The sequence below is a fragment of the Streptomyces sp. NPDC046915 genome (genome assembly GCF_040644935.1).
Lineage (GTDB): Bacteria > Actinomycetota > Actinomycetes > Streptomycetales > Streptomycetaceae > Streptomyces.
The window spans coordinates 23,310-40,458 of the sequence record NZ_JBEYXB010000013.1 but is presented as its reverse complement, the minus strand read 5'-3'; the positions used below and the strand labels follow the sequence as shown (position 1 = coordinate 40,458).

At 71.2% G+C, this 17,149-nt stretch carries 18 protein-coding genes; 6 read left to right on the top strand and 12 right to left on the bottom strand.

The annotated features are described in order from the left end of the window. Window positions 1–101: 101 nt before the first annotated feature. A complete protein-coding gene (locus tag ABZ915_RS30175) occupies window positions 102–644 on the top strand; it encodes a PPA1309 family protein (protein WP_361809782.1) in 543 nt (180 codons plus the stop codon). Between the two features lie 27 nt (window positions 645–671). Here the strand turns inward: ABZ915_RS30175 and ABZ915_RS30170 are convergent, their stop codons facing one another. The 4 genes from ABZ915_RS30170 to ABZ915_RS30155 form a co-directional block, all read right to left on the bottom strand. After that, window positions 672–1,769 (bottom strand): PDZ domain-containing protein, encoded by a 1,098-nt coding sequence (locus ABZ915_RS30170; RefSeq protein ID WP_361809780.1) that lies wholly within the window; start codon window positions 1,767–1,769, stop codon window positions 672–674. Between the two features lie 62 nt (window positions 1,770–1,831). Next, complete coding sequence (locus ABZ915_RS30165; RefSeq protein ID WP_361810193.1) at window positions 1,832–2,023, bottom strand: hypothetical protein; 192 nt, start codon at window positions 2,021–2,023, stop codon at window positions 1,832–1,834. Between the two features lie 88 nt (window positions 2,024–2,111). Next, window positions 2,112–2,573 carry a molybdenum cofactor biosynthesis protein MoaE gene (locus tag ABZ915_RS30160; protein WP_361809778.1) on the bottom strand — a complete coding sequence of 154 codons (462 nt, stop codon included), beginning with the start codon at window positions 2,571–2,573 and terminating at the stop codon, window positions 2,112–2,114. A gap of 368 nt (window positions 2,574–2,941) precedes the next feature. Then, window positions 2,942–4,054 (bottom strand): SDR family oxidoreductase, encoded by a 1,113-nt coding sequence (locus tag ABZ915_RS30155; RefSeq protein WP_361809776.1) that lies wholly within the window; start codon window positions 4,052–4,054, stop codon window positions 2,942–2,944. Between the two features lie 191 nt (window positions 4,055–4,245). On the opposite strand from ABZ915_RS30155, the gene ABZ915_RS30150 reads away from it, so the two are divergent. Both ABZ915_RS30150 and ABZ915_RS30145 read left to right on the top strand, forming a co-directional pair. Beyond that, window positions 4,246–5,703, top strand: a complete 1,458-nt coding sequence (locus ABZ915_RS30150) for a zinc-dependent metalloprotease (protein ID WP_361809774.1) — start codon at window positions 4,246–4,248, stop codon at window positions 5,701–5,703. Then, window positions 5,700–6,221, top strand: coding sequence for an NUDIX domain-containing protein (locus ABZ915_RS30145; protein WP_361809772.1), 522 nt, complete (start codon window positions 5,700–5,702; stop codon window positions 6,219–6,221). The genes ABZ915_RS30150 and ABZ915_RS30145 overlap by 4 nt, the downstream gene beginning before the upstream one ends. A 77-nt stretch (window positions 6,222–6,298) precedes the next feature. Here the strand turns inward: ABZ915_RS30145 and ABZ915_RS30140 are convergent, their stop codons facing one another. The 4 genes from ABZ915_RS30140 to ABZ915_RS30125 all read right to left on the bottom strand — a co-directional run bounded on the left by ABZ915_RS30140 (window position 6,299) and on the right by ABZ915_RS30125 (window position 10,186). Continuing rightward, window positions 6,299–7,054 (bottom strand): AIM24 family protein, encoded by a 756-nt coding sequence (locus ABZ915_RS30140; protein ID WP_361809770.1) that lies wholly within the window; start codon window positions 7,052–7,054, stop codon window positions 6,299–6,301. 17 nt (window positions 7,055–7,071) lie between these two features. After that, window positions 7,072–7,752, bottom strand: coding sequence for an AIM24 family protein (locus ABZ915_RS30135; protein WP_361809768.1), 681 nt, complete (start codon window positions 7,750–7,752; stop codon window positions 7,072–7,074). 11 nt (window positions 7,753–7,763) lie between these two features. Continuing rightward, a complete protein-coding gene (locus ABZ915_RS30130) occupies window positions 7,764–9,452 on the bottom strand; it encodes a TerD family protein (protein ID WP_361809766.1) in 1,689 nt (562 codons plus the stop codon). A 143-nt stretch (window positions 9,453–9,595) separates the two neighbouring features. Next, window positions 9,596–10,186: a M48 family metallopeptidase gene (locus tag ABZ915_RS30125; protein WP_361809764.1), complete on the bottom strand. Its 591-nt coding sequence runs from the start codon at window positions 10,184–10,186 to the stop codon at window positions 9,596–9,598. A gap of 250 nt (window positions 10,187–10,436) precedes the next feature. Between ABZ915_RS30125 and ABZ915_RS30120 the strand changes: the two genes are divergently transcribed. From ABZ915_RS30120 to ABZ915_RS30110, 3 genes are read left to right on the top strand one after another with little or no spacing between them, the layout of a single operon-like run. Next, the gene (locus tag ABZ915_RS30120; protein ID WP_361809762.1) at window positions 10,437–11,651 is read left to right on the top strand and encodes a TOMM precursor leader peptide-binding protein; all 1,215 of its coding nucleotides are present in this window, start codon (window positions 10,437–10,439) and stop codon (window positions 11,649–11,651) included. Next, window positions 11,644–13,002, top strand: a complete 1,359-nt coding sequence (locus ABZ915_RS30115) for an AarF/UbiB family protein (protein WP_361809760.1) — start codon at window positions 11,644–11,646, stop codon at window positions 13,000–13,002. The genes ABZ915_RS30120 and ABZ915_RS30115 overlap by 8 nt, the downstream gene beginning before the upstream one ends. Before the next feature lie 54 nt (window positions 13,003–13,056). Further along, window positions 13,057–13,401, top strand: a complete 345-nt coding sequence (locus tag ABZ915_RS30110; RefSeq protein WP_361809758.1) for a metalloregulator ArsR/SmtB family transcription factor — start codon at window positions 13,057–13,059, stop codon at window positions 13,399–13,401. 149 nt (window positions 13,402–13,550) lie between these two features. Here ABZ915_RS30110 and ABZ915_RS30105 read toward each other — a convergent pair whose 3' ends face one another. The 4 genes from ABZ915_RS30105 to ABZ915_RS30090 all read right to left on the bottom strand — a co-directional run bounded on the left by ABZ915_RS30105 (window position 13,551) and on the right by ABZ915_RS30090 (window position 17,094). Beyond that, window positions 13,551–13,874, bottom strand: coding sequence for a hypothetical protein (locus ABZ915_RS30105; RefSeq protein ID WP_361809757.1), 324 nt, complete (start codon window positions 13,872–13,874; stop codon window positions 13,551–13,553). Next, the gene (locus ABZ915_RS30100; protein ID WP_010984500.1) at window positions 13,871–14,239 is read right to left on the bottom strand and encodes a WhiB family transcriptional regulator; all 369 of its coding nucleotides are present in this window, start codon (window positions 14,237–14,239) and stop codon (window positions 13,871–13,873) included. Before ABZ915_RS30100 ends, ABZ915_RS30105 begins: the two co-directional genes overlap by 4 nt. 174 nt (window positions 14,240–14,413) lie before the next feature. Continuing rightward, window positions 14,414–14,731 (bottom strand): hypothetical protein, encoded by a 318-nt coding sequence (locus ABZ915_RS30095; protein ID WP_361809755.1) that lies wholly within the window; start codon window positions 14,729–14,731, stop codon window positions 14,414–14,416. Window positions 14,732–14,913: 182 nt separating this feature from the next. Beyond that, window positions 14,914–17,094 (bottom strand): ATP-dependent DNA helicase UvrD2, encoded by a 2,181-nt coding sequence (locus tag ABZ915_RS30090; protein ID WP_361809753.1) that lies wholly within the window; start codon window positions 17,092–17,094, stop codon window positions 14,914–14,916. Window positions 17,095–17,149: the final 55 nt, after the last annotated feature.

The window sequence follows — 17,149 nt, the reverse complement described above, 5'->3', positions numbered from 1 at the left end:
GCCCTCCGTGGTCCCCCGTGATCGCGGTCCCACACCTATGCAACTTACTCACGGTTTACTCGGTTCCCGATTCCGGCCGGGAACGAGGCAGGATTGTGACCATGTCCAACACTCCCATGGCAGCGAACCCGCTCACCCGGGCCGTACTCGAGATCGACGAGTACACCTCCGGCCTCGGCTGGGACCAGCCCGCTCGCCTTTTCGCCCTCGTAGACACCGCGCGGCTGCGGGCCCAGGAACCCTCGCTCGCGGCGCAGCTCGGCCTGCAGGACGAGCCGGAGACCACCGGTCTCACCCCGATCGAGCAGGACGAGGTTCCAACGGACCGGCCGCTCGACGAGTTCCTCGGCACCATCGCCTGGCCCGACGCGGTCGTCGGCTGCGCACTGACCGTGGAACGCCTGATGCTGCCGCCGTCCGCCGAGGCCCAGGTCCCCGAGGGCCTGAGCGAGGCGAAGCTGGCGAAGTGGGTGGCCGCCCACCCCGAGCGCCAGGAGGTCCGCATGACGGTGGCGGTGCTGCGCGACGGCACCCGCGAGTCGGCACTGCGTCTGCGCGAGAAGGACTCCCCGACGGAGGTCCTCACCGGCCCCGAACTGGTGCCGGGGCTGGCGGAGGCGCTGACGGCGACGTTCGAGGAGTGAGCTGACCGATGTCCCCGGCTGCCGGGGTCAGCCCTTGGCGGTGCACTTCGGCAGGTCGGCGGTGTCGCCGCTACGGATGTCCTTGAGGGACTCGAGGGCGTCCTTGATGGTGTGTACCTTGACCAGCCGGAGTCCGCTCGGGGTGTCCTTGGCTGCGGCGGCGCAGTTGTCGGCGGGCGTCAGGAAGTACTGGGCGCCCTTGTCGCGCGCGCCGACGGTCTTCATCTCGATGCCGCCGATCGGTCCGACCTTGCCGGCGTCGTCGATGGTGCCGGTGCCCGCGACGAACTTGCCGCCGGTCAGGTCGCCCGGGGTGAGCTTGTCGTAGATGCCGAGGGAGAACATCAGGCCGGCGCTGGGGCCGCCGACGTCGGCGAGCTTGATGTCGATGGTGAACGGGAAGGTGTGGTCGGTCCCGGCCGAGATGCCGACGATGGCGCGCTTGGCTCCGCTGTCGTGGGAGGTCGCCGTGGTGATCGTGACGTCCTTGGTCGTGGTCGCCGTCCGGTGCTCCTTCTCGGCGGCGGTCTGCTCCTTGACCGGGACGATCTTGAATACGACGTCCTGGCCGGGCTTGTGCTTCGTCACCAGCTTGGCGACGTCGGTCGGCTCCTTGACCGCCGTACCGTCCACGGCCTTGATCACGTCACCGGCGTGCAGTCTGCCCTCGGCCGGGGAGTCCTTGACCACCGTGGAGACGATCACCCAGGACTTCACCGGGACGCCCAGTTCCTTCAGGGCGGCGACCTTGGCGCTCTCCTGCGACTGGGTGAACTCCTCGGCGTTCTCCTGGGTGGACTGCTGCTCCGTCTTGCCGTTCGGGTAGAGCGTGTCGTGCGGCACGACCTTGCCGTCGTGGGCGAGCCATCCGTAGACGGCCTCCACCAGGTTCATCCGGTAGTCGGCGCTGGTGACCCTGACGGTGGTCATGTTGAGGTGCCCCGAGGCCGCGTACGTCTTGTGCCCGGAGATCTGCAGCACCGGCTCGCCGTCGTGGTCCCCCAGGGTGTTCACGGTCGGCCCCGGAGACATCTCCGAGTACGGCACGGGGATGAAGACTCCCGCGCACAGGAGCGCGATCAGCATCAGGGTGGAGGCGAGCATCGTCGCGGTGCGGCGTGGCATGTCTCGACAGTACGGGACGCCCCTGTCTGCGCACCGTCAGGGCCGCCTTTGTACCGTCCCCGTCAAGTACGGGAGTGGGACCTCTCCATGGCCTCACGGAAACGGGCGTATCCGTCCAGCTCGGGACCGTCGCTCCGGACCTTCCGTGTTCGGTTGGCCCAACTGCCCCACAGACCGGCGCCGACGGCAGCCACCAGCGGAATCAGCAACCAGGCGAGCGCCGCCATGGCCACCTCCCAACCCCATGCGAGCATCCGGACTGACTGATCAGCAGATTAACCTTCCGCACTGACAACGCTCGCGGGAGGGGTCCGGTTACGCAACAGGGATACGTCAGGTGGCTCAGCAGGCGCCGACCCACTCCTCGGTGCCGTCCGAGAACCTCTGGTGCTTCCAGATCGGCACCTCGTGCTTGAGGTCGTCGATCAGCTTCCGGCAGGCCTCGAAGGCCTCCGCCCGGTGCGGACACGCGACCGCCACGACGACGGCGAGATCGCCGACCCGGAGGTCACCCACACGGTGTACGGCCGCCAGCGCCCGCACCGGATGGTCCGCGACGACCTTCTCCGCGATCCGCCGCATCTCCGCCTCGGCACTCGGATGACACGAATACCCCAGCGCGTCGACGTCGGCACCTCCGTCGTGGTTCCGCACCGTCCCCACGAACAGCGCGATCCCCCCGGCGGCGTCGTCCCCGACGGCCCGGAACACCTCATCCACCGACAGAGCGCTCTCCCGGACACCGATCAACCTGATGGGATCCTGCCCGGCACGCTCTCCGGGGTGCTCACTACTGGCTTCCATACGACCATCGTGCCGCACCCCAGGACCAACACGAAACGATCCCCCACACGCCGGAGCCTCCTACAGCCCCGCCCCCGGACCACCATTCCACCCAGCACAGCAAGCCGGCCCGTGGCCTGCCCCGGGGCGGATGGGGTCTGGGCGCGGACCCGACGGGGTGCGAGGGGGCTGGGCCCGGACGGGCCGCAGGCCACAGCCCCGCAGGGGCCAGGCCTGCGGCGTCCCCAGCGGGGTACGGGGACGCCCCCGGGCGGGGTGCAGGGGCGCAGCCCCGCAGGGGTCCAGGGGGCGCAGCCCTCGGGTGGGGTCGAAGGGGCGGAGCCCCTGGGGACGGGAATGGGTAGGGGCGGCGGGGGCGAGAAACCCCCTCAGATGCGGCGCCGCGCCTTCCGGGCCCGCCGCACCACGGCGGCGGCGCCCAGCAGAGCCACCGTCGCCCCCGCGGCCCCCGCCGCCGTCGCGTCCTTCCGCCCCAGCCGCCGCCCGGCAACCGTGTGCCGCCCGGAGACCTCCTCCAGCAGCTCCTCGAGGACCTCCTCATTGGTCCACTTCGGCCGCCACCCGGCGTCATGCAACCGGCTCCCGCTCACCACCCACGGGTACATCGTGTACGCGAGGTCCCCCGCCGGCGACGGAGTCAGCCCGATCCGGTGCAACCGCGCCGCCGCCCCGAGCGCAACCGCCGACGGCAGCTCCATCCGCCGGATCCCGCTGAGCTCCTCGACCTCCTCCTGCTCCAGCCACCCGTCGCACCCGACGGCCAGCTCCCCGTCGACCTTCTCCAGAACGGCGTACTCCAGCGCCCCGCACAGGTCCTCGACGTGACAGAACTGCCACGCCGGCCGCGACCCGGCCACCACCAGCAGCCGTGGCGACTCGAAGTACCGGGTCAGCGCGGTGTCGGTACCCCCGACCAGCACCGCCGGCCGCACGACGGTGACGTTCAGCCCGGGATGCGCCCGCGGAGCGCGCCGCGCCAGCCGCTCGATCTCCAGCAGGTCCCCGACCCCGGTCGCCTCGGCCGTCGCCCGCAGCTCCGCGTCCTCCGACAACGGCAGCTCGTTCTCCGGCAGCGCCCCGTAGACCATCGCGGAGGTGCACAGCACCACACGGTGCACCCCGGCCGCCGCGGCCGCGGTCAGCACGGTCTGCGTCCCCCGGACGTTGTAAGCCGTACGCGCCGCCGGATCGGTCTCGAGATCCAGGTCGAGCGCGAGGTGGACGACGACATCGGCACCCCGCAGCTTCTCCGCGATCGCCGGATCCCGCACGTCGAGGATGTGCCACTGCGCCGCCGCGCACTCCCCGCGTCGTTCGTCGATGGCGACGACCTGCTTGACCTCGTCCGACGCGGCGAGCCGCTCGGTGAGCAGCGCCCCGACCCCGGTCGCGGCACCGGTGACGGCGACGACGGGCCCGCGCGTGGCAGGACCGGTTGAGTGGTTTCGCGCTGCGCGAACCTGCGGATCTGGGGAACTCACCAGGCGTCTCCAGCGGTTGTCTTTAGTACGAGCGTGAGTGACGCGTACGTACCAGGTGGCATCCATCCTGCCGCAGGCAGAGAGTCGGCGAAGCACCGAGGCCCTATCGGGTCGGGGTGTCTACGCTGGGTGGTGTTGTCGGGCAACCGCGCCGCCGGAAGAACCGGTGGCCTTACCAGCCGAGGAATCCCGTGAGTGACACCCCATTCGGATTCGGCCTTCCGCCGGAGGAGCCGGAAGACGGCGACGAGGGCAAGAAGAAGGACCAGCAGAGCGGTGGTGGGCAGGGACCGGCCAACCCGTTCGGTTTCGGCACGCCCGGAGCCGGCGGCTTCGGCGGCCCCGGTGCCGACAATCCGCTCGCAGCCATGTTCGGTTCGCTGAACCCCACCGACCTGGGCGCCGCCTTCCAGCAGCTGGGCCAGATGCTCTCCTACGAGGGCGGCCCGGTGAACTGGGACATGGCCAAGCAGATCGCCCGCCAGACGGTCTCCCAGGGCACCCCGGACGGCGTCAAGGACGCGAGTATCGGCCCCGCCGAGCGCCAGTCCGTGCAGGAGGCCGTCCGGCTGGCCGATCTGTGGCTGGACGACGCGACGTCCCTGCCGTCCGGTGCCGGCACCTCGGTGGCCTGGTCGCGCGCGGAGTGGGTCGAGGCGACCCTGCCGGCCTGGCAGGAGCTCGTCGACCCGGTCGCCGAGCGGGTCGGCGCGGCCATGGGCGACGTGCTGCCGGAGGAGATGCAGGCCATGGCGGGCCCGCTGATCGGCATGATGCGCTCGATGGGCGGCGCCATGTTCGGCACGCAGATCGGGCAGGCTGTCGGCGTGCTCGCGGGCGAGGTCGTCGGCTCCACCGACATCGGCCTGCCCCTGGGCCCGGCCGGCAAGGCCGCGCTGCTGCCGGCGAACGTCGAGGCGTTCGGCAAGGACCTCGGCGTGCCGCAGGAGGAGGTGCGGCTCTACCTCGCCCTGCGCGAGGCCGCCCACCAGCGCCTGTTCGCGCACGTGCCGTGGCTGCGCTCGCACCTGTTCGGCGCCGTCGACGGTTACGCGCGCGGGATCAAGGTCGACACCGCCAAGCTGGAGGACGTGGTCGGCCAGTTCGACCCGCAGAACCCCGAGCAGCTTCAGGACGCCCTCCAGCAGGGCATGTTCCAGCCGGAGGACACCCCCGAGCAGAAGGCGGCCCTGGCCCGCCTGGAGACCGCGCTGGCGCTCGTCGAGGGCTGGGTCGACGCGGTCGTCCACGCGGCCGCGAAGCCCCGTCTGTCGTCCGCGGACGCACTGCGCGAGACCCTGCGCCGCCGCCGCGCCACCGGCGGCCCGGCCGAGCAGACGTTCGCCACGCTGATCGGCCTGGAGCTGCGCCCGCGTCGCCTGCGTGACGCTTCCCGCCTGTGGGCCTCGCTGACCGACGCGCGCGGCGTGGACGGCCGGGACGCCCTGTGGGCCCACCCGGACATGCTGCCGACGGCGACCGACCTCGACGACCCGGACGGCTTCGTCCACCGCGAGCAGCTGGACTTCTCCGAGCTGGACAAGATGCTCGGCGAGGCGGCGGGCGGCTCGGCCGGGAAGCCGGACCTGAGGAAGCCGGACCTCGGCGAGCAGGACGAGGACGAGGGCAAGGGCGACGACACCGAGTGAGCCTGTACGACGACGTGGTCCTCGTGCTCAAGGGCCACGAGGGCCAGGAAGAGCTGCGACAGGCGTACCTCGACCACTTGGCGGCCCACCCGGACGGTGTGTGGAAGGCCTGCGAGGACGGTCACATCACGGCGAGCGCGCTGGTGATCGACCCCGAGCGGGGCCGCGTCCTGCTGACCCTTCACCGGAAGTTGCGGATGTGGCTCCAGATGGGCGGCCACTGCGAGCCGGGTGACGCCACGCTGGAGGCGGCGGCTCTCCGGGAGGCCGCGGAGGAGTCGGGCATCACCGGCCTGACCCTGCTGCCGGGCGGCCCGGTGCGCCTCGACCGGCACCCGATCCCGTCGCCGTGCCACTGGCACTTCGACGTGCAGTACGCGGTCCTGGCGCCGCCCGGAGCGGTCCAGCAGATCAGCGAGGAGTCCCTGGACCTGCGCTGGTTCGCGTACGACGAGGTGACGGACGTGGCGGACGACTCGGTCGTACAACTGCTCGAGGCCACGCGCGCCAGACTCTGACGGCGTAAGAGGCAAGAGGCAACAGAGGTGCCAAGAGGTAAGGGGTGGCCGCCATGGCGGTCACCCCTTACACGTGCTCAGCTCCAGACGTTCCCCTGGTTCTGTCCGCGCGCCCCCTGCTGTCCCATCCCGAACTGTGCGGCGAGGCCCTGTCCGATCTGGGCGTTCTGCGGCGGCAGCAGTTCACTCGGCTGGACCAGCGCGAAGCCGCTGCCCATGAAGCTGAGCTCCCAGCCCTCACCGGTGCTGCCCCGGCGCCGCCACACCCCGGAGGAGTGCGTCTGGGCCTGCATCTGCACGCGCAGGCCGGTGGACCAGGCGACGATCGCGTCGGCGTCACAGTTGACGTACTTGTCGGGCGTCACCTGCATCAGCAGCGGGGCGCCCGAGGTCATCAGGGCGACCTTGCCGCGCCCGGTGATGTTGAGCTGGTACTTCCCGGAGCCGGAGATGCCGTACAGGCTGTCGACGGCGATGACCTCGTGGTGCAGCGAGGAGTCCATGGCGAGGACGTAGCTGCTGTCGACCGTCAGCCCGTCCTGCTCCACCTCCATGACATGGACGTGCTGCGCGAGGTTGGCCAGGTAGACCGTGCCCTGCCCGTGGCAGCGCATCAGGTCCAGGCCCTCGCCGGTGTACGCACGCGCGCGTGCCTGGTTGTTGCTGCGGTACTCCGCGTCGAACTCGACCAGTCCCTGGTAGGCGATCATGGTGCCCTTGCGGGCCAGGATGTCGTCGTGCCCCTCCAGGGTGACGCGGAGCATCTGCTTGTTCTGGAGGCTCCAGCGCTCCTGCGTCTGCAGGTCGTTGTGGGCGAAAAGCGGGCTCTGCATGGTGTGTCTGCTCCCCCTCAGCCCCGGATCCGGAGGCGGTCTGTGCTGTCCTCGCTGGGCTGGACGACGACGATGCCCTGGCCGGAGAAGGCCATCTGGTAGGCCTCGCCGCTGCCCCGGCCGATCAGCGACTGCGCCTTGAAGCTGCGCTTGCCCTTGACCTTGAGGTTCGGGGACCAGGCGACGAGCGCGTCCGGGTCGACGTACGTCTCGTCCTCGCCACCGCCGCAGTCGACGACGATCGGCTTGCCCCGAGAGGTCAGGGCGACCCAGCCCTGCCCGGAGATCTTGGTGTTCCACAGGCCCTGCCCGGCGAACTTCGCCAGACCCTTGACCCGCTCGACGCCCCAGGTGAGATGGGCGTCGAAGGCGAGCAGATTGGTGGCGTTGACGGAGATGCCGTCGCCGTTGAGGTTGATCACGACGACGTCCGCGCCGTAGTCGGCGAGGTAGAGCAGACCGTCGCCGGTGCACTTCATCAGGGGGGCGCCCTCACCGGTGATCCAGTCACGGGCGATCTGGCGCACGGCCGGCGGATTGGGCTCGTACTGGATGAAGCCTTCGTAGGCGACCATGGAGCCCACGCGCGCGAGGAGGTCGTTTCCGGTCTGCATGGCGACCTTCAGCATGTGGTTGCCGTGGTTCTCCATGCGGGCGGTGACGGGTGCGGGGGCGTAGCCCGCGAGCGGCTGGTTCATGACGGGCTCCCTCAGACCTCGTACGGCTGGACGACGATGAAGTTGCCGGGCGCGCCCCGGAACTGCAGGTTCACGCTCTCCCCGGTGTCGCCGGGGTAGGCGTTGCGGCGCATGCGCACCTGGCTGGAGACGATCACCTGGGAGGCGGCCGACCAGGCGACCACCGCGTTGCAGTCGGCGAACGTGGTGGGCGTGACCGGCAGGACGACCGGCGTGCCGTGCGTCTTGACGACGATCGTGCCGGTGCCCTGGAACTGCATCGTGAACAGCGCTCCGCCGGGGATGCCGTGCCCCTCGATGCGGCGGACCTCGTGCTGAAGGCTCTCGTCGAAGGCGAGCACGTTCTCGGCGGAGACGCAGATGGCGTCGCCCTGGAGCTCGACCGGGTGCAGGTGGGTGGAGCTGTCGGCGAGGAACACCTGGCCCTGGCCGGTGCAGCGCATCAGCTGCATCTCCTGGCCGGTCGCGTTGCCCACGATCCGGCCGGCGAAGCCCGCTCCCTTGTAGCTGAAGTCGACCTTGCCCTGGTAGAGCACCATGCTGCCCTGGCGGGCGAGCACGGGCTGGCCGCCGATGCCGAGGTCGACGCGGATCAGCTTCTTGTTCTGCTGCGTCCAGCGCTGGCCGGTGGGCGTCTCCTTGAACTGCTGGAGCGCGGCGCTGACACCGGCGCCCTGGGGGGCACCCTGGGGGGCACCCTGGGGCACGCCGTACGGCGCGGTCTGCTGGCCCGGGACCTGGCCGAACGGCGGCTGCTGGCCGTAGCCGGGGGGCTGCGCGGGCTGGCCGTAGCCCGGCGGCGGGGCCGGTGCGTGCGGAGCCTGCGGGGCGTACGGAGCCTGCGGCTGGCCGTAGCCGGGGGGCATGGGCGCGCTCGGGGCCGCGGGCTGGCCGTACTGGGGGGCCGGGGCCGGGGGCGCGACCGGGCCGGTGGGCGGGGTCAGGGGGGCGATGACGGTCGGCGCGGCGTGCACGTTCGACACAGGTGCCGGAGCCGGGGGCTGGGTGGCCGCGGGCGGCGGCGTGAAGCCCTGCGGGGCGGGTGCCGGAGCGGGCGGCGGCGCGGGGGCCGGGGCGGGGGCGGCCGGGACGCCGAACACGGGCGGGGCGAAGCCGGGCGCGGCCCCGGCCTGCGGCTGCTGCGGCTGCTGCGGGGCGGCGGGCGCCTCCTCCTCGAGCACCTCGCCACCGAAGTTCTTCAGCAGCGCCTCGAGGCCGCCGTCGAAGCCCTGTCCGACGGCGGCGAACCGCCACACGTCCTTCAGGTAGAAGTCACCCAGCATCACGGCCCGTTCGGTGGAGAACTCCGAGCCGTTGAACGAGTACCGGGCCACTTCCTCGCCGCCCGCCACGATGCGCAGGTATCCGGGACCGACCTGCGACATCTGACCGGCACCGTCGATGGTCGCCGTGAACGCCAGCTTCTGGATCTGCGGCGGGACACGGTCCAGCGTGATCCGGAAGGATTCCGTGTCACCCGCCTGCGCGCCCAGGAGCTGGACGGACTCCTCGGGGGACTTCGGCTGGTTGAAGAAGATGAAGTACCGGTCGTCGGAGAGACGTTCGTCGGCGTCGAGACCGAAGCAACTGATGTCGAAGGTCAGCCCGGGGGCGGAGATCTGCACGCCTACGTACAGATCGGTACCCGCCGTGAGGTCACTGATCCTGGCCTTGTGGCCCCGTTGGAATTCCCTGGCCATGCGTTACGACCGTCCCCCATCCCGAATGTGAGTGCGTCGCGCCAGGCTAACGGCAAACCCGGGGACCGGACGAAGCCGGTACAGACCCGGTACACAACCGTGGTCGGCGCCCGTCGGGGGTCGCGACGCCCGGGCCGGTCAACTCACCGCGTACCGGGCACATGGGGCAACCGCTCGGCGGCGACCACTCCTTCGAGGTAACCGCGGGCCCGTTCGGTGCGCGGGTACGCCTCCAGCAGCCGCCAGAAACGCGGGCCATGGCCGGGTACGAGCAGGTGCGCGAGTTCATGGAGGAGGACGTAGTCGACGACGTACTCGGGCATGCCCTGAAGTCGGTGCGAGAGCCGGATGCTGCCCTCCGCGGGGGTGCACGAGCCCCAGCGCGTGTTCTGGTTGGTGACCCAGCGCACGGTGGCGGGCCGGGCCCGGCCGCCGAGGTACTGGGCCGACAGTCGCTGTGCGCGCTCGGCCAGTTCGGCGTCGTCCAGTACCCGCTTGCTCTCCTGGGCCGCCAGTTTGTCGAGCATGACGGTCACCCAGCGCTGCTCCTCCGCCTCGGACATCCGGGCAGGGATCAGTACTACGGTGCGATCGCCCTCGCGGTACGCGGAGACCGTCCGGCGTCGCCGGGCGCTCCTGCGGACCTCGATCGCGCTCGCCCCCGAGCCGCTCGGCGGCTGGCTCGTCGTGCTGCGCTGTGGCTTTCCGGCGCGGTGCAGTGGGTCGGCGGGCACGCCCCGACGTTACCCGTTGCGCATGCGGGAAGTCCCGGGTCCGGAAGGGTTCCCGGCTGATCTCCCGCCATGCGTTTGATTCGTAAGACCGCTGCGGACGGCAGATTTATATGACGAACCGTATCGCTTGTGGACAACTTCTGACACCCACCCGCCGGACCGGGCATGCTGGCACTCGTCGGCGGAGCGTGACCGGCTCCACCGCACGGGAAGACGTTCGGGGACTTTTCCAGGACTACGGGGGCCTGTGATGCATCCGATGGTGAAACCCGCGCTCCGGCGCGGCTGGCGCGACCTGAATACCGTGCAGTTCGGGATGACTCCGGCGCACGCGATGACACTCGGTCCGATGGACACGGCGACCGGCAGTTTCCTGGATCTGCTCAACGGCACGCGCGGGCTGCCCCTTCTCCGCGAGGAGGGACGCCGCATGGACCTGCCCGACGGCCATGTCGACGGGCTCGTGCGACAACTCACGGGTGCGGGTCTCCTCGACGACGCACAAGGGGGCGGGGCGGGCGCCGACGCACTGCGCGCCAAGCCGGACGTCCTCGACCGGTTGCGACCGGACCTGGCGTCGCTGTCACTGACCGCGTCCGAGCCGGGAGAGGCGATCGCCCGGCTGGCGGCCCGCCGCTCGCAGCGCGTGCAGATCAGAGGCGCCGGCCGGGTCGGCGCCCTGCTGGCCTCGCTGCTGTCGGGGGCGGGCGTCGGCGAGGTGGACGTGCGTGACGTCGGGTGCGTCGAACCGTGGGACGTGGGGCCGGGCGGGCTGCCGGTCGAGGCCGTCGGCGAGCGCCGGGCGGAGGCGGCGCGGCAGGCGGTGCGCAGAGCGGCCCCTGGGCGGCCGCCACGTCGTGGCCGGCGGTCGCCGTCGGAGAGTGGTGAGCCCGGCTACTCCCTGGTGATCCTCACTCCTCGGGACGACGTGACCGTGTACGCCCCCGACCCGGCCACGGCCGAGCCCCTGATGGCCTCCGGGACACCTCATCTCCATGCGGGTGTCGTGGAGGGAACCGGCATCGTGGGCCCCCTCGTCCTGCCCGGCGAGACGGGCTGCGCCGGATGCCTCCACCAGGGCCGTACGGACCGGGACCCGGCCTGGCCCCGCCTGATCGCGCAGTGGCGCTCCGGGAGTACCCGACCGGTGCCGCCGTGCGAGCTGGCCCTGGCGACGACGGTCGCCGGACTCGCGGCCACGCACGCCCTGGCCTTCCTGGACGGTGGATCACCGTCGAGCACGGGGGCACGCTGGGAGGTCTCCGCACCCGGCCTGAACTGGCACGCCCGCCCGATCTGGCCGCATCCGGCATGCTCGTGCGGGGCCGCGGACAGAGGTAAGGGGGAACACTCCTCCACGAACGGGGAGCCGCACGAGACAATGGCGGTGCAACGGCCGTCGACGAATCGACGAAGCACGACAGACGCGACGCGGCCGACTGGGACTTGGAGGGCGCATGTCTGATCTTCCCCGGAAGGCGGTCACCCGGACCGCCAAGCTCGCCGCGCTCCCGCTCGGCTTCGCCGGACGGGCGACCTGGGGCCTGGGCAAGCGGATCGTGGGCGAGTCGGCGGAGATCGTCGGCCGGGAGCTGCAGCAACGGACGGCCGAGCAACTGTTCAAGGTCCTCGGCGAGCTCAAGGGCGGAGCCATGAAGTTCGGGCAGGCACTGTCCGTCTTCGAATCGGCCCTGCCCGAGGAGATCGCCGGCCCCTACCGGGCCGCGCTGACCAAACTGCAGGACGCGGCTCCGCCGATGCCGACCCGCACCGTGCACTCGGTACTGGAGGAGCGGCTGGGGCCGCAGTGGCGCGAGCTGTTCCTGGAGTTCGAGGACAAGCCGTCGGCGGCGGCCTCGATCGGGCAGGTGCACCGCGGGCTGTGGCACGACGGCCGCGAAGTGGCGGTCAAGGTGCAGTACCCGGGGGCAGGCGAAGCCCTCCTGTCCGATCTGAACCAGTTGAGCCGTTTCGCCCGCCTGCTGGGGCCGCTCATCCCCGGCATGGACATCAAGCCGCTGATCGCGGAACTGCGGGACCGCGTCTCCGAGGAGCTGGACTACGGTCTGGAGGCGCAGGCCCAGCAGGTCCACGCGGAGGAGTTCGCGGACGACCCCGACGTCGTGGTCCCGGCGGTGGTGCACCAGTGCGATCAGGTGCTGGTCACGGAATGGATCGACGGCATCCCGCTCTCGGAGGTGATCTCGGACGGCAGCACGGAGCAGCGCGACCGCGCCGGCCAGCTGCTGGCCCGCTTCCTGTTCTCCGGCCCGGCCCGCACGGGCTTGCTGCACGCCGACCCGCATCCGGGCAACTTCCGCCTGCTGCCCGACGGCGAGGACAGCTGGCGCCTGGGCGTCCTGGACTTCGGCACCGTCGACCGCCTCCCGGGGGGCCTGCCGACGCCGATCGGCGACTCCCTGCGCATGACTCTGGAGGGCGGGGCGGAGGAGGTCTACGAGCTACTGTGCGCCGAGGGCTTCGTCAAGGAGTCCATAGACCTCGATCCGGAGGCGGTCCTGGACTACCTCCTGCCGATCATCGAGCCGGCCCGGGCGGACGAGTTCACCTTCACCCGCTCCTGGATGCGCAGCCAGGCGGCCCGCATCGGCGACCCCCGCTCCCCCGCCTACCAGCTGGGCAAGCAGCTCAACCTGCCCCCCGCGTACCTCCTCATACACCGGGTGACCCTGAGCACCATCGGGGTCCTGTGCCAGCTGGGGGCGACGGTACGGCTCCGCGAGGAGCTGGAGGAGTGGCTGCCGGGGTTCGTCGAATCCGAGGAAGCGACGGAGGAGCCGGCGGCTGAGGCGTGAGCGGCCGAGAACACGCAACCATCCCCTGCGCACGGACTGCGAGCACGGCACGACATGACCACCAGCACCGACAGCGAAGGGGCCCCTGAGGACATCCTGGTGGCCCTGGCCGACCCGATCCGCCGTCAGATCCTCGCCACCCTCGTCGGACGGGGCGGCACCACCTCGACGTCGCTGGCGGCAGGACTTCCCGTCACACGGCAGGCGGTGGCCAAACACCTGGCCGTCCTCGACCGCGCCGGGCTCGTCCGCGCCCACCGCACCGGACGCGAGGTCCGCTACGAAGCCGAGTTGCGCCCGATGAAACGGGCGACGCGCTGGATGGACGCGCTGGCCACCCAGTGGGAGCACCGCCTGCGGGCGATCAAGGACCTGACGGAAGAGGCCCCGGGGCCCTGAAACCCCGCGCTCCGTCAGGCGCCTCACCAGGCGCGGGCCTTCGGCGGTGTCAGAACGCACCGCGGGGGCCGGTCCGTTGGACGGACCGGCCCCCGCGGGGAGCTGACGCCTCCCGGGCTCGGGAGGCCACCGCTTCAGGTGTGAATCGGTTACTGCATGACCGCCATGGCGAGCGCGCGGCGGGCGCGCAGCGAGGCGCGCTCGGCCCGACGCTGCATCCGGCGGGCGGTCACCAGGCGTACTGACTGGCGTTCCCGCTCGGCCTCATGCAGTCGCTCGTGCATATGCGCACGAGCCAGGGCTTCTGGGATGAGTTGCATCTCTCGGGTCCTGTTCTGACGCGAGTCGGTCGCGCCGGTGGTGGTGAAGTCTGGGGTCGCGGAACCTGCGGGCTCGCTGGTGGACGGCTTCATCGGGGCCTGCTTCTTGGGGTCGTGCGTGAGGGGGCGGTCGATCGTTCCTGCGGTGTTCATGCCGTGACCGGGTTCTTGCGCGGGCGGCCACGCGGCCGCTTCCGGGCGACGACGACACCCTGGACGAACAGCTCGCCACCCCAGACGCCCCAGGGCTCGCGCCGCTCCTTGGCCCCGGCGAGGCAGGCCTCGATCAGCGGGCAGGTGCGGCAGAGGGACTTGGCGTACTCGACGTCCGCCGGCGACTCGGCGAAGAAGACCTCCGGGTCGTAGGAGCGGCAGGGGACGGGTACGCCGAGGTTCTCGATGGCGTCGTCGAGCGCGGTGAGCGCCGTGAGCGGGATCAAGGTGGAGTCCTCCGTGAGGCCGGGCGGGGGGATCGTTTCGGAAGGCGGTACGGACGGGGCGTGCGCTTCGAGTTGCACGGTTCGTCTTCCTCGTCTGGTCGGTCCGGCCGGTTGACCGGGTGTCGGCTTGGTACCGGGTTCTTTTCTTGTCCCGAGGCCCCTTCACTCCGCCGTCCCCGTTCGGGGAAAACAGAAGGGCCGCGGATCCCGGATGGGGTTCCGCGGCCCTGAAGGCGCCGGCCTGATCGTCGATCAGGCTGGATCACTCCAGGGTTCTGGCCCACGGAAGGCCCACATCAGGTGCTGCTTCGTCGTCTGCTTCCGGAATCCGGCACCGGCCGCAAAGGCATAGGCCTGGGCCTGTGCCGCTACTGCTTCCAGTGCCTTGGTCGGTCGCTCATTGCGCTCATGGACGGGAAGGCCCGCGATGGCAACGGAGGACGCCGGACGCACGGCAGAGATGCCGGACAGACCGGTGCCCAGGTTCGAGACGCCGAGCATGCACAGGGAGACGGCCGAGCGATCGGTCAGTTTGGCCGTGCTGATGGTGCTGGTGTTGATGCTGATCACTGGACTCGCCTCCTCTCGGCGTCTCAGGGACTGGGGTGAACCAGCCCGTTCGGATATGCAAGTACATCATGGAATCAGGGCCTTGGAGAAGGCCGCCGCTTCCGTGCCTAGAACCTATGGGGATTGCCGGGGCATGCGCAAACTATTTTTTCGACGAGTTCGCATCAGCCGTACTCGCCGTCTCAATCGGCCTGCTGGCCTGCGCAGATGGCCAGGACATCGGCTCCGTAGCGGTTGAGCTTGCGCACGCCGACCCCGGGGATGCGGGCCAGCTCCCCGTCCTCCTCGGGGACGGTCTCGGCGATGGCCATCAGCGTCTTGTCGGTGAACACACAGAACGGCGGCTGTCCGCTGCGCCGGGCCTGCTCCGCGCGCCACTCACGCAGTCGCTCGTAGAGGCCCTCGTCCATGTCGGAGGGGCAGTCCTCGCAGCGCATCAGCTTCATCTCGCCCGCGTCGGTGAGTGTGCGGCCGCACACTCGGCAGCGGGCCGGGGTGCGCTGGGCCCGCCGCGGGGCCACTACCGAGGAGCCCTTCGCCGCACCGCGCTCGACGCCCCCGGAGGCCCCGGCGGCCGAGCGGCCGAGGGTGGCGGCCGAGCCCGGGCGCAGGCCGTCGAGGAAGCGGCTGGCTCTGCGGACGGCTCGACCGCCGGGCGATCGAGCCAGCGCCCAGGAGACGTGGAGCCGTTCTCTGGCGCGGGTCACGCCGACGTAGAGCAGGCGCCGCTCCTCCTCGACCTGCTCCTCCGTCTTCGCGTAGGTGATCGGCATCATGCCCTCGGCGACACCGACCAGGAAGACGACGTCCCACTCCAGGCCCTTGGCGGAGTGCAGCGAGGCGAGGGTGACGCCCTGGACGGTCGGGGCGTGCTGGGCGCCCGCCCGCTCGTCGAGTTCGGCGACGAAGTCCCCGAGCGTGGCGTCGGGTCTGGCGGCGGCGAAGTCCTGGGCGAGGTTGACCAGCGCGGCCAGCGACTCCCAGCGCTCCCTGACGGCGCCGGAGCCGGCCGGGGGCTCGCCGGTCCAGCCCTCGCCGGAGAGCACCGCGCGCACCTGGGACGGCAGGGTCACGGCGTCGTCCAGGAGGGAGTCGTTGCCGCCGAATCGGGCCGCGCCGCGCAGCGCGATGCCCGCCTTGCGGACCTCGGGACGGTCGAAGAAGCGCTCGGCGCCGCGCAGCTGGTACGGGACTCCGACGTCGGCGAGGGCCTGCTCGTAGGTCTCGGACTGCGCGTTCGTGCGGAACAGGATGGCGATCTCGGCAGCCGGGACGCCCGCGTCGATGAGCTCGCGGATACGGCGGGCGGCGCCTTCGGCCTCGGCGGGCTCGTCGGCGTACTCGGCGTAAGCGGGCTCTGGGCCGGGGGCTCGCTGGGAGACCAGTTCCAGCCGGTGGTCGGCGGCCCGGCCGTGCGCCTGGGCGAGCAGACCGTTGGCGAGGTGGACGACCTGGGGGGTGGAGCGGTAGTCGCGGACCAGTTTGACCACCGTGGCACCGGGGTGCCGGGTACGGAAGTCGAGGAGGTGGTCGGGGGTGGCCCCGGTGAAGGAGTAGATCGTCTGGCTGGCGTCACCGACGACGCACAAGCTCTCCCGCGGGCCGAGCCACAGCTCCAGGAGGCGCTGCTGGAGGGGGCTGACGTCCTGGTACTCGTCGACCACGAAGTGCTGGTACTGGGAGCGGACCTGGTCGGCGATGTCGTGGCGGTCCTGGAGGATGGCGACGGTCAGCAGCAGGACGTCCTCGAAGTCGATGACCGCGCGGTCGCGCTTGAGGTCCTCGTAGACGGAGTAGAGCTGGGCGACCTCGGCCGGGTCACGGGGGGCCGCTCGGCCGGCCTTCACGGCGGCGAGCGCGTAGTCGGCGGGCACGGTCTGGGTGACCTTGGACCACTCGATCTCGGCGGTGACGTCCCGCAGCTCGCCCCGGTCGAGGCGGATGCGGCAGGCGGCGGCCGCGTCCGCGACGAGCTGGATCTTGCGGTCCACGAGCCGGGGCATGGAGCCACCGATCGCTTTCGGCCAGAAGTACTGGAGCTGACGCAGCGCTGCGGAGTGGAAGGTGCGGGCCTGGACGCCGTGCGCGCCGAGCTGGCGGAGCCGGCCGCGCATCTCGCCGGCGGCGCGGTTGGTGAAGGTGACGGCGAGCACGCTGAAGGGCTGGAGGACCCCGGCGCGCACCCCGTAGGCGATGCGGTGGGTGATCGCCCGGGTCTTGCCCGTGCCGGCGCCCGCCAGCACGCACACCGGACCGTGCAGGGCGGTGGCCACCTCGCGCTGCTCGGGGTCGAGCCCTTCGAGCACCGCGTCGGCAGAGTCCGGTACCTGCGGGAAGAGGGTGGAGTGCGTTGCTGCTGTCACATGGCCATGCTGCCAGGTCGCCGGAGACGCCTGTGGCGCTTGTCCACAGGGAGGG

Coding starts and splice junctions, on each gene's coding strand:
- ABZ915_RS30175 (WP_361809782.1), top strand. CDS start 102: ATGTCCAACACTCCCATGGCAGCGAACCCGCTCACCCGGGCCGTACTC.
- ABZ915_RS30170 (WP_361809780.1), bottom strand. CDS start 1,769: ATGCCACGCCGCACCGCGACGATGCTCGCCTCCACCCTGATGCTGATC.
- ABZ915_RS30165 (WP_361810193.1), bottom strand. CDS start 2,023: ATGCTCGCATGGGGTTGGGAGGTGGCCATGGCGGCGCTCGCCTGGTTG.
- ABZ915_RS30160 (WP_361809778.1), bottom strand. CDS start 2,573: ATGGAAGCCAGTAGTGAGCACCCCGGAGAGCGTGCCGGGCAGGATCCC.
- ABZ915_RS30140 (WP_361809770.1), bottom strand. CDS start 7,054: ATGCAGAGCCCGCTTTTCGCCCACAACGACCTGCAGACGCAGGAGCGC.
- ABZ915_RS30135 (WP_361809768.1), bottom strand. CDS start 7,752: ATGAACCAGCCGCTCGCGGGCTACGCCCCCGCACCCGTCACCGCCCGC.
- ABZ915_RS30130 (WP_361809766.1), bottom strand. CDS start 9,452: ATGGCCAGGGAATTCCAACGGGGCCACAAGGCCAGGATCAGTGACCTC.
- ABZ915_RS30120 (WP_361809762.1), top strand. CDS start 10,437: ATGCATCCGATGGTGAAACCCGCGCTCCGGCGCGGCTGGCGCGACCTG.
- ABZ915_RS30115 (WP_361809760.1), top strand. CDS start 11,644: ATGTCTGATCTTCCCCGGAAGGCGGTCACCCGGACCGCCAAGCTCGCC.
- ABZ915_RS30110 (WP_361809758.1), top strand. CDS start 13,057: ATGACCACCAGCACCGACAGCGAAGGGGCCCCTGAGGACATCCTGGTG.
- ABZ915_RS30105 (WP_361809757.1), bottom strand. CDS start 13,874: ATGAACACCGCAGGAACGATCGACCGCCCCCTCACGCACGACCCCAAG.